The organism is Streptococcus sp. A22, from assembly GCF_043674215.1.
GTDB lineage: Bacteria > Bacillota > Bacilli > Lactobacillales > Streptococcaceae > Streptococcus > Streptococcus suis_V.
Genome location: NZ_JBIMJQ010000001.1, coordinates 146,713 through 156,616, shown reverse-complemented (window position 1 = coordinate 156,616; position 9,904 = coordinate 146,713). Strand labels below are relative to the sequence as shown.

General features: G+C 44.0%; 13 protein-coding genes. 12 read left to right on the top strand and 1 reads right to left on the bottom strand.

The features are described 5' to 3' along the window. Window positions 1-210: 210 nt before the first annotated feature. The 3 genes from ACHBHN_RS00820 (at window position 211) to ACHBHN_RS00810 (ending at window position 2,180) form a co-directional block, all read left to right on the top strand. Window positions 211-432 (top strand): DNA-binding protein, encoded by a 222-nt coding sequence (locus ACHBHN_RS00820; protein ID WP_172067882.1) that lies wholly within the window; start codon window positions 211-213, stop codon window positions 430-432. 142 nt (window positions 433-574) lie between these two features. Next, window positions 575-1,426 (top strand): ribosome biogenesis GTPase YlqF, encoded by an 852-nt coding sequence (ylqF, locus tag ACHBHN_RS00815; protein WP_394733189.1) that lies wholly within the window; start codon window positions 575-577, stop codon window positions 1,424-1,426. Further along, entirely contained in the window at window positions 1,413-2,180 is a 768-nt protein-coding gene (locus ACHBHN_RS00810) for a ribonuclease HII (RefSeq protein ID WP_394733188.1), read from the top strand. The genes ylqF and ACHBHN_RS00810 overlap by 14 nt, the downstream gene beginning before the upstream one ends. Before the next feature lie 83 nt (window positions 2,181-2,263). On the opposite strand, the gene ACHBHN_RS00805 is transcribed toward ACHBHN_RS00810, so the two are convergent. Further along, window positions 2,264-3,130, bottom strand: a complete 867-nt coding sequence (locus ACHBHN_RS00805; RefSeq protein WP_394733187.1) for a YitT family protein — start codon at window positions 3,128-3,130, stop codon at window positions 2,264-2,266. A 153-nt stretch (window positions 3,131-3,283) separates the two neighbouring features. Here ACHBHN_RS00805 and tmk point away from each other — a divergent pair, with 153 nt between their 5' ends. The 9 genes from tmk (at window position 3,284) to ACHBHN_RS00760 (ending at window position 9,901) form a co-directional block, all read left to right on the top strand. Further along, window positions 3,284-3,928 (top strand): dTMP kinase, encoded by a 645-nt coding sequence (gene tmk / locus ACHBHN_RS00800; protein ID WP_394733190.1) that lies wholly within the window; start codon window positions 3,284-3,286, stop codon window positions 3,926-3,928. Then, window positions 3,918-4,802: a DNA polymerase III subunit delta' gene (locus ACHBHN_RS00795; protein WP_105111417.1), complete on the top strand. Its 885-nt coding sequence runs from the start codon at window positions 3,918-3,920 to the stop codon at window positions 4,800-4,802. The genes tmk and ACHBHN_RS00795 overlap by 11 nt, the downstream gene beginning before the upstream one ends. 15 nt (window positions 4,803-4,817) lie before the next feature. Further along, window positions 4,818-5,135, top strand: a complete 318-nt coding sequence (gene yabA, locus ACHBHN_RS00790) for a DNA replication initiation control protein YabA (RefSeq protein ID WP_105111418.1) — start codon at window positions 4,818-4,820, stop codon at window positions 5,133-5,135. Window position 5,136: 1 nt separating this feature from the next. Beyond that, window positions 5,137-6,000, top strand: a complete 864-nt coding sequence (rsmI, locus tag ACHBHN_RS00785) for a 16S rRNA (cytidine(1402)-2'-O)-methyltransferase (RefSeq protein WP_394733186.1) — start codon at window positions 5,137-5,139, stop codon at window positions 5,998-6,000. 184 nt (window positions 6,001-6,184) lie between these two features. Beyond that, window positions 6,185-7,276, top strand: coding sequence for a 3-phosphoserine/phosphohydroxythreonine transaminase (serC, locus tag ACHBHN_RS00780; protein ID WP_172067888.1), 1,092 nt, complete (start codon window positions 6,185-6,187; stop codon window positions 7,274-7,276). Then, window positions 7,276-7,833, top strand: coding sequence for a GNAT family N-acetyltransferase (locus ACHBHN_RS00775; RefSeq protein WP_105111421.1), 558 nt, complete (start codon window positions 7,276-7,278; stop codon window positions 7,831-7,833). The genes serC and ACHBHN_RS00775 overlap by 1 nt, the downstream gene beginning before the upstream one ends. Before the next feature lie 45 nt (window positions 7,834-7,878). Then, complete coding sequence (locus ACHBHN_RS00770; protein WP_172067890.1) at window positions 7,879-9,057, top strand: NAD(P)-dependent oxidoreductase; 1,179 nt, start codon at window positions 7,879-7,881, stop codon at window positions 9,055-9,057. Continuing rightward, window positions 9,054-9,551: a methylated-DNA--[protein]-cysteine S-methyltransferase gene (locus tag ACHBHN_RS00765; protein ID WP_394732064.1), complete on the top strand. Its 498-nt coding sequence runs from the start codon at window positions 9,054-9,056 to the stop codon at window positions 9,549-9,551. Before ACHBHN_RS00770 ends, ACHBHN_RS00765 begins: the two co-directional genes overlap by 4 nt. Next, the gene (locus tag ACHBHN_RS00760; RefSeq protein WP_105137902.1) at window positions 9,548-9,901 is read left to right on the top strand and encodes an arsenate reductase family protein; all 354 of its coding nucleotides are present in this window, start codon (window positions 9,548-9,550) and stop codon (window positions 9,899-9,901) included. The genes ACHBHN_RS00765 and ACHBHN_RS00760 overlap by 4 nt, the downstream gene beginning before the upstream one ends. The last annotated feature ends 3 nt before the right edge of the window (window positions 9,902-9,904 follow it).

The following is a 9,904-nucleotide window of genomic DNA, read 5'->3' as shown; positions in this document are numbered from 1 at the left end:
TTCTGTTTGGGCTAGCCCAGACAGCTTAACCTCTGGATCTCTAGTTATCAATGAACTTGTTGCACTTGACTTGACAATGTGCGAACTTTTTTTCATCAGAAAAAGACTTACTGTTATTTTTTGTCTAAATTTCACTGCAATTGTGGCATACTATTTTTGAGTTAAGAAAGTGGATCAATTTATGAATTCAAAAAATAGTAAGTATCGGATATGAATTTTGGTATCGAAAGTGGCTGGGGTAATAAGAAAACCATTTTAAAAATTTGGTCTGGGTTGTCTATACACACTTTGGACAGATGGCTACGTGAAATGAAGAAGAGTAAAAAATTTCGAGATGCAGTTATTAATCCATCACATAAAACATTTTTTGTTCAAATTGACCGATTTGAAGAATTTCTGAGATATAAGGACAAAAAGAAAATAAAACAATGAAGACGAAAATAAAAAAAAATGGTAGAATAGATGAGTTAGCTATCTATTTTAAAAAGCTTGATTTTGCCCAATAACTGCCCATTTCTTATAAATAATATCAAGTTAGGCTCACAAAAGCCCAAAGTAAAGGAGTTTTAATCCCATGGCAATTATTCAATGGTTTCCGGGGCACATGTCCAAGGCGCGCCGTCAGGTTCAGGAAAATATTAAGCACGTGGACTTCGTGACCATTTTGGTCGATGCCCGTCTGCCCCTATCCAGTCGGAACCCCATGCTGACTAAAATTGTCGGCGACAAACCCAAACTCATGATTTTAAATAAGGTTGATTTGGCGGATCCTGCCCGTACTAAAGAATGGCAGAGCTACTATGAAAGTCAAGGGATGAAAACCTTGGCCATCAATTCAAAAGAGCAGTCCACAGTCAAAAAAGTGACCGACGCAGCAAAAAGCCTAATGAAGGATAAGCTAGAGCGTCTCCGCGAACGTGGTATTCAAAACGAAACCCTACGGACCATGATTATCGGTATTCCAAATGCAGGCAAGTCAACGCTCATGAACCGTCTGGCAGGCAAGAAAATCGCTGTCGTAGGAAACAAGCCCGGCGTCACCAAGGGACAGCAGTGGCTCAAGTCTAATAAGGATTTGGAAATTCTCGATACGCCAGGTATTCTCTGGCCGAAATTTGAGGACCAAGAAGTCGGGCTCAAGTTGGCATTGACAGGGGCTATCAAAGACCAGCTCTTGCCCATGGACGAAGTTACGATTTTCGGATTAGATTACTTCAAAGCCAATTATCCTGATCGCCTGCAGGAGCGTTTCAAGGGCATGGATTTGGAGCAGGAAACGGCTGACCTCATCATAGACTGGACCCGCAAACTCGGTTTCCGCGACGACTATGACCGCTTCTACAATCTCTTTGTCAAGGAAGTGCGTGATGGCAAGTTGGGCGTCTACACATTGGACAAGGTGAGTGATTTCGATGGCAACGATTAAAGACATCAAGGCGCAGTTGGCTCAATTTACCGATTTGACGGATCCTCGCTGGGCAGAATTTGAGGCGGATGAGCGAGCGGGTGTCCAGACTGCTATCAAGCAGCGTCGCTCTGCCATTCTTAAAGAAATCCAAGAAGATGAACGCTTGGAGACAATGCTGGTCTACGAGAAGGTTCTGTATGAGATTGGGCTTGAATTTGTGGCTGGGATTGACGAGGTCGGGCGTGGCCCTCTAGCAGGTCCCGTGGTGGCAGCAGCTGTTATCTTGCCCAAGGGCTGCAAAATTCGTCACCTCAACGATTCCAAGAAAATCCCCAAAGCCAAGCATCAGGCCATATATGAGGAGATTATGGAGCAGGCAGTAGCTGTGGGAATTGGTGTGATGGATAATCACATCATCGACCGAGTCAATATCTACGAGGCGACTAAATTAGCCATGTTGGAGGCCTTGGGAAAGCTGGACCAGCAACCGCAGCACCTTTTGATTGACGCCATGACATTAGACACTCCCATCCAGCAGACTTCCATCATCAAGGGTGATGCCAACAGTTTGTCAATCGCAGCAGCTTCTATTGTTGCCAAGGTGACGCGGGACCAGATGATGGCAGACTACGACCGTCAATTTCCGGGTTATGGCTTTGCCCAAAATGCTGGTTATGGTACTGCAGAGCATTTACAAGGCCTAGCAAAACATGGTGTGACACCCATTCACCGTCGGACATTTGAGCCTATCAAGTCTATGATATTGAAGTAGAATAGCTTGGAAAACAAGATGAAAAAGTCCTTACAAGTTTCAATAAGGACTTTTTATATGGACCGAGTATAGGAGGCCAGGGTTCAATGTTTTTCAAGCGGTTGTTTATTCTTGTCCAGTGTAAAACCTTCCCCTAAGACCTCGTGGGCGTCGGTAATGGTGATGAAGGCATGAGGGTCGATGCGGTGAATCAGTTCCTTGGTTTCCTGGAGTTGGCTCTTATAAATGACCGAATAAACCATATTTACTGGTGTTTTACTGTAAAATCCTTCGGCCTTGATAAAGGTAACACCGCGCTCTATCTCCGCATCAATAGCAGTAGCAATTTCCTGCGATTTCTGGGAAATAATCATCAGGCCCTTGCTGCCATAGCCACCATCTGAAATGAAATCAATGACACGAGTAGCAATGGCTACCATCATCAGGGTATAGAGGACCAGTCTCAAGTCTTTAAAAACAAGGACGATAAAGGTCAGGATGATGATATCGACAGCTAAAATGATTTGACCGATTGAATAGGGCAGATACTTATGACCGATACGGGCGATAATATCACTACCGCCAGTAGTTCCCCCAGCTTTAAAAATCAAACCCAGTCCAATTCCCATCAAAATTCCGCTAAAGGTGCTGACCAAAAATAAGTCATGTTCCAGATTGATAGTCAAGGGGAATTTTTCAAAAATTGCCAGCCAAAGCGTAACGTTAAAGGTTCCCAGAATACTTAAATAAAGAACTTTTTTGCCTAGCAATTTCCATCCGATGACGAATAGTGGAATATTAACGAGAATGTTCATCAACCAGGGCTGGATGTTGAACAAGTAGTAGAGAATGAGCGTCAGTCCAGTCACTCCGCCTTCAAATAGGTGATTGGGCATGACCAGATAGTTCAAAGAAAAGGCAAACAAGGCACTGCCAATCATGATGGTCAAAATATTTCGAATACGTAGCATAGTCTCTCCTTAGGCACGACAAGATTTTCAGCTATGTGAGTTTATATATACTAATATTGTACGTCATTTATTATTGAAATACAAGTCAATTTGTAAGTGCTTTTTCTGCTGAAATTTGTTACAATAATGAGAACAATGAAAAAGGTGGTAATCATGGAAAAAGGTCATTTTATTACATTTGAGGGACCAGATGGGGCTGGAAAGACAACGGTCTTGCAAGAGCTCTTGCCTAAATTACAGGTACTTGGTCTGGAAGTGATTACTACTAGAGAACCGGGTGGAGTTGCCATCGCAGAAGACATCCGGAAAATCATTCTTGATCCGGCCAATACAGCCATGGATCATAAAACGGAACTCCTGCTGTTCATTGCTGCTAGGAGACAGCATTTGGTTGAGAAAGTCTTGCCACCACTCCAAGAAGGGAAGATGGTCATTATTGACCGCTTTATTGACTCTTCAGTGGCCTATCAGGGACATGGTCGTGGTCTAGATATTGCCGATATTGACTGGCTCAATCACTATGCGACGGATGGGGTCGAGCCCGATTTGACCCTCTATTTCGACATAGATGCCGAAGAAGGGCTGGCAAGAATCGCCCGCAATGCTGAACGCGATGTGGACCGGTTGGATATGGAAAAAGCGGACATGCACAGACGGGTCCGACAAGGCTATTTGGCCATTTTAGAAAAAGAACCAGAGCGGTTTGTCAAAATTGATGCCAGCCAGCCCCTAGAGGCTGTTGTCCAGGACGCGCTCGGTATCATCCAAGAGCGACTATTGAAAGCAAATGAATTATAAGAATTTAAGCAACTTGCAGCCGAAACTGATTGAAGATTTCGTGCATATTTTACAAGGGAGCCATCTGGCACACGCCTATCTGTTTTCTGGTGATTTTGGGAATTTTGAAATGGCTCTGTTTTTAGCCAAGGCTATTTTCTGTACGGAAAAGACAGACTCCCTTCCCTGCGAAATGTGTCGGACCTGCCGTTTGATTGAGAGCCAGGAATTTTCGGACGTGACCATATTATCACCCCAGGGCAATACCATAAAGACGGATGCGGTCCGCGAAATCGTGAAGAATTTTTCTCAATCTGGTTTTGAATCATCGAAGCAGGTCTTTATTATCAAGGATGCGGAGAAGATGCACGTCAATGCAGCCAATTCGCTCTTGAAGGTCATAGAAGAACCCCAGTCAGAAATCTATATTTTTCTGTTGACCAATCAATTGGAAGCAGTGTTGCCAACCATCAAAAGTCGGACACAGATTGTCCAATTTCCCAAGAATCTGGCGCTTTTGGAACGCAGCTTAGAAGAATCTGGTTTGCTAAAGACCCAGGCTAGTTTATTGGCTCAGCTGGTTTCCAGTCAAGATGAAGCTCAAAAGCTAGCTAAAAACAAGTCCTTTTTGGAGGCCTTGGTCCAGGCGAGAAAGTTCATTGACCTCCTGCAGGAGCAGCCTAATCTGGCTTATTTACAGGCAGGAACCCTGGTGGGGCTTGTGCCTGAAAAAGTGGAGCAGGGGCAATTGCTGGATTTACTGACTATCCTTTTGGCGGAGAATCTGGACAAAGCGGATGCGCGTGATAGGCTGGATACATTGCTGACGGTGAAGAAAATGTGGCAGTCTAATGTTAGTCTGCAAAATTGTCTAGAATACCTCACTCTTAGTTAGAATAGAAAGTATAAGATGGATAAAAAAGATATTTTTCATGCCTTGGATGGGTTCTCGCAGAATTTATTTGAGACTCTTGCTGAGGTAGAATCAATTAAGAAAAATCTCCAGGCTGTGATTGATGAGAATACAGCTTTGCGATTGGAAAATGCCAAGATTCGTGAACGTTTGAAGAAAGAGATTGCTACTGAAAATAGGGCGACGCATTCAAGTCTAGGCAATCTGGAGGCTATTTATTTGGATGGTTTCCATATTTGCAATGACTTCTACGGTCAACGTCGGGACAATGATGAACCATGTATGTTCTGTGATGTCATATTGAATCGAGAGTAAGATGAAACTACAAAAATCATTTAAGGGACAAACAGCTTACGGCAGTCTTTACCTGGTACCGACACCGATTGGTAACCTGCAAGATATGACCTTGCGGGCTATTGACACGCTGAAAAATGTTGATCTGATTGCAGCTGAGGACACGCGCAATACAGGACTTCTCCTAAAGCAGTTCGAAATTGAAACCAAGCAGACTTCCTTTCACGAGTATAATGCCCATGAAAAAATTCCTGGGCTGATAAATTTGCTTAAATCAGGTCAATCCTTGGCCCAGGTTTCGGATGCAGGCCTACCGTCTATTTCAGACCCGGGTCATGATTTGGTTAAGGCTGCCATTGCAGAGGATATTCCAGTCATTGCCCTGCCTGGTGCCTCGGCTGGGATCACAGCTTTAATTGGATCAGGAATAGCTCCACAGCCTCATATTTTTTATGGCTTCTTACCGCGAAAATCAGGTCAGCAAAAGGAATTTTTCCAGCAAAAGCTACAGTATCCAGAAACACAGATTTTCTACGAATCTCCCTATCGTGTGGCTGATACCTTGGAAAATATGCTCGCTGTCTACGGAGATCGTCAGGTGACGGTCGTTCGTGAATTGACCAAGCTTTACGAAGAATACCAACGTGGGACCATTTCAGAATTATTGGATTTTCTAGCAGATAATCCCCTCAAAGGCGAATGCTTGATTATTGTAGCTGGAGCTAGTGATGAGGACATTCCTTCCGTAGACCAGGTCGATTTGGTAGCGGAAGTTGAGGCAGAAATCGCAGTAGGTCGCAAACCAAATCAAGCTATTAAAGAAGTTGCCAAACGCTATCAACTAAAAAAACAAGAAGTATATGACCTCTATCATGGACTGACTTAGGCTGGTCTTTTTATAATATAATTTTAGAAAAATGTATAAAAACAAGTTTATTTCAGAATAATATATGAAATTTTTCGGAAAAATTTGATGATAAACCGAATATTTAGTCACTAAAAATGGAAAATAATGGTGAAATTTCATTTTCATGTGGTATAATAGGCTCATCTTAATTTGGAGGGTTTTTATGACAATCTACAACTTTTCTGCAGGTCCTGCAGTCTTGCCAAAACCAGTGCTGGAAAAGGCACAAGCTGAATTTTTGGATTACAATGGTTCGGGAATGAGTGTGTTGGAGATGTCCCATCGCTCCAAGGATTTCGACGATATTATTAAAGGTGCTGAGGCGATCCTGCGCGAGCTGATGGCTATTCCAGATAACTATAAGGTTATTTTCTTGCAGGGTGGTGCATCCCTTGAATTTACCATGATTCCGCTCAATTTTGCCAAGGGCAAGAAAGCCTACTATTTGGCTGGTGGTTCATGGGGGAAAAAAGCCTATACTGAGGCTGTCAAGCTGTCTAAAACTATTGACTTTGAGCCAATTTTGCTGGGTTCTTCTGAGGAAATTACCTATGCAGAATTGCCTACATTTGACAAAAATGACATCGACCCAAATGCAGCCTATGTGCATTTGACTACCAACAATACAATTGAAGGAACAGCAGTTTATGATATTCCAGATACCAATGGTGTACCTGTGATTGGTGACATGTCGTCAAACATCTTGGCAGCTCGCTATAATGTGGAAGATTTTGCCATGATTTATGCAGGTGCTCAGAAAAATATAGGCCCTGCAGGTGTGACAGTGGTTATCGTCCGTGAAGATTTCCTCAACGACGAGCCAGTACTTTCAAGCATGCTGGACTACCGTATCCAAGCAGACAATGAGTCACTTTACAATACACCGCCAGCTTACTCTATCTACATTTCAAAACTTGTCTTTGAATGGGTCAAAGAAATCGGTGGCGTTGATGAAATGGAAAAAATCAACCGCGAAAAAGCTGGTCTGCTCTACGATTACATTGACCAGTCTGCTTTCTATACCAACCCTGTTCGCATCAAGGAACAGCGCTCAGTGGCCAACATTCCATTTGTATCACCAAGCGAAGAATTGGATACTAAGTTTGTCAAAGAAGCAACGGCAGCTGGCTTTAAGAACATCAAGGGTCACCGTTCCGTTGGCGGCATGCGTGCTTCCTTGTATAATGCCTTCCCACGTCAAGGCGTTGTAGACTTGATTGACTTCATGAAGAAATTTGCTGCGGAGAATGCCTAATGGAAATCCGTCTGGCACATCCCAATGAAGTCGAGGTCATCGAAGCAATCTTTCAAGAGGCACGAGCTTACTTAGCGGCCTCTGGCATTGACCAATGGCAGGGAGAGTATCCAAGCGCGAGTGAGGCGATCGAGGATATCTTGTCTGGTAAGGGTTATGTGGGCTTGGTAGATGGCAAGATTGTGGCTTATGCAGCGGTTCATCGTGGTCAGGAAGAGGCCTATGAGGCAATCTATGACGGCAAATGGCAGCACAATAATCCAGTCTATACGACCTTTCATCGTGTGGCAGTGTCAGCCAGTGTTCGTGGTCAAAAGTTTTGTCAGACCTTCTTGCAGGGCTTGATTGAAGGCCAGAAGGGACCAGATTTCCGTTGTGATACCCACGAGCAAAATAAGGCTATGCAACATATCTTGCTGAAGTTGGGCTATGTCTATTGTGGCAAGGTTCCCATTGACGGGGAACGCCTGGCCTATCAAAAAATCAAACACAAGAGCGAACGCAGTCTATATCAAGAGGTGAATGAAGATGACCGTTGGCTCCTAAACTCAAATTAAAAAATGAAAGTAGGGCGGAAGCTAATCCGCCTTTTTGGTAAAAAAATGGTATTTAGCGTTAGAACTTTTAATAATATCAACCAGGTTGGTCTCAAGGAACTGGGCAATCGTTTCCAGATAGATGGGGATCAGGCAGGCAATCCTGATGCCTTTATCATCCGTTCTGAAAACCTGCATGGCTTTGATTTTCCAGAAAATCTCAAGGCTATTGCCCGTGCTGGTGCTGGTACAAACAATATTCCAATTGATGTGGCAACTGAAAAAGGGATTGTGGTCTTCAATACCCCAGGTGCCAATGCCAATGCGGTAAAAGAAGCGGTTATCGCCTCTATTCTCCTGTCTGCTCGTGATTATATCGGTGCGACTACCTGGACCAATACCCTGTCTGGCGACGATGTGCCAAATCAGGTCGAGGCAGGTAAAAAGCAGTTTGCTGGGACAGAGATTTCTGGCAAGACACTCGGTGTCATCGGTCTGGGTGCTATCGGTGCTCGTATTGCAAATGATGCTCGTCGTCTAGGTATGAATGTCCTTGGTTACGACCCGTATGTGTCTGTTGAGACAGCCTGGACCATTTCTAGCCACGTCAAGCGCGTGGATGATTTGAAGGAAATCTTTACCCAGTCAGACTACATCACCGTTCATGTGCCATTGACTGACAAGACTCGTGAGCTCTTCAATGCAGACAGCTTTGCTCTCATGAAAAAAGGGGTTACCTTGGTCAATTTTGCCCGTGGTGAATTGGTCAACAACGCTGATTTGTTTGAGGCGATTGATGCAGGTGTTGTTAAAAACTATGTGACGGACTTTGGTACAGAAGAGGTCCTCAACAAACCGCACATTACAGTCTTTCCGCACGTTGGTGGATCGACCGAGGAGGCGGAGCTCAACTGTGCCATTGCGGCTGGTCAGACCATTCGTCAATTTATGGAGACGGGTGAGATTATCAACTCTGTCAACTTCCCGAATGTTAAGCAATTCCTCGATGCACCGTATCGCATTACCTTGATCAACAAAAATGTGCCAAATATCGTGGCGACGATCACGACAGCTGTGTCTGAGCTAGGGATTAACATCGACAATATCATCAACCGTTCTAAGGGTGACTATGCCTATACCTTGCTGGATTTAGACGAGGCAGATAAGTCTAAAATTGACAGCCTGGTGGCTAAGTTTGAAGACCTGGATGCTATTATCAAGGTTCGTGTCATTAAACATAAATAATGCTATACAAACAAATCTACACTAGTCCCCTAGGCCCCATTTCTTTGATTGCGAGTGACCAGGGCTTGGTAGGGGCTTGGTTTCATTGTCAGAAGTATTTTGAGAGGGGAGTGGCAGAGGAAATTTCTCTCACTCCTCATCCTCATTTGGACCATGCAGCACGCTTGTTGGCAAATTATTTTGCTGGAAAATTCCCTGACTTTAGCCAATTACCACTGGATTTACGAGGGACGGATTTTCAAATGAAGGTCTGGAGAATTTTACAAGAAATTCCTGTAGGTCAGACGACAAGCTACGGTCAGATTGCCAAGGCCTTGGACATCCAATCAGGTCAGGCAATCGGCGGAGCAGTGGGAAGAAATCCCTTGTCTATCATCATTCCCTGTCACCGTGTTCTGTCAAGTGACATGAAGTTGACTGGCTATGCTGGGGGCTTGGATAGAAAAATTTGGCTCCTGCAACATGAAAATCCGTATTTTGAGGTGAGGAAATGATTTTATTTTACGAATATCCAAAATGTTCAACCTGTCGGGCAGCTAAGGCTGAGCTCAAAAAACTGGGTCTAGAATTTGAAGCTATCGACATCAAGGCAACACCGCCCAAGGCTGCTCAATTGAAAGAGTGGATGGATGCGACTGGATTGGAGTTGAAAAAGTATTTCAATACATCGGGCAACAGCTATCGCGAATTGGGTTTGAAAGACAAGTTTGCAGACTTGACGGTTGATGAGGCCTTGGATTTGTTGGCCAATGATGGTATGTTGATTAAGCGCCCCTTGCTCATTCAGGATGGGAAAATTCTTCAGATTGGTTACAAGACACCATACGAAAATCTCGGTTTCTAGGCC

Coding starts and splice junctions, on each gene's coding strand:
- ACHBHN_RS00820 (WP_172067882.1), top strand. CDS start 211: ATGAATTTTGGTATCGAAAGTGGCTGGGGTAATAAGAAAACCATTTTA.
- ylqF (WP_394733189.1), top strand. CDS start 575: ATGGCAATTATTCAATGGTTTCCGGGGCACATGTCCAAGGCGCGCCGT.
- ACHBHN_RS00810 (WP_394733188.1), top strand. CDS start 1,413: ATGGCAACGATTAAAGACATCAAGGCGCAGTTGGCTCAATTTACCGAT.
- ACHBHN_RS00805 (WP_394733187.1), bottom strand. CDS start 3,130: ATGCTACGTATTCGAAATATTTTGACCATCATGATTGGCAGTGCCTTG.
- tmk (WP_394733190.1), top strand. CDS start 3,284: ATGGAAAAAGGTCATTTTATTACATTTGAGGGACCAGATGGGGCTGGA.
- ACHBHN_RS00795 (WP_105111417.1), top strand. CDS start 3,918: ATGAATTATAAGAATTTAAGCAACTTGCAGCCGAAACTGATTGAAGAT.
- yabA (WP_105111418.1), top strand. CDS start 4,818: ATGGATAAAAAAGATATTTTTCATGCCTTGGATGGGTTCTCGCAGAAT.
- rsmI (WP_394733186.1), top strand. CDS start 5,137: ATGAAACTACAAAAATCATTTAAGGGACAAACAGCTTACGGCAGTCTT.
- serC (WP_172067888.1), top strand. CDS start 6,185: ATGACAATCTACAACTTTTCTGCAGGTCCTGCAGTCTTGCCAAAACCA.
- ACHBHN_RS00775 (WP_105111421.1), top strand. CDS start 7,276: ATGGAAATCCGTCTGGCACATCCCAATGAAGTCGAGGTCATCGAAGCA.
- ACHBHN_RS00770 (WP_172067890.1), top strand. CDS start 7,879: ATGGTATTTAGCGTTAGAACTTTTAATAATATCAACCAGGTTGGTCTC.
- ACHBHN_RS00760 (WP_105137902.1), top strand. CDS start 9,548: ATGATTTTATTTTACGAATATCCAAAATGTTCAACCTGTCGGGCAGCT.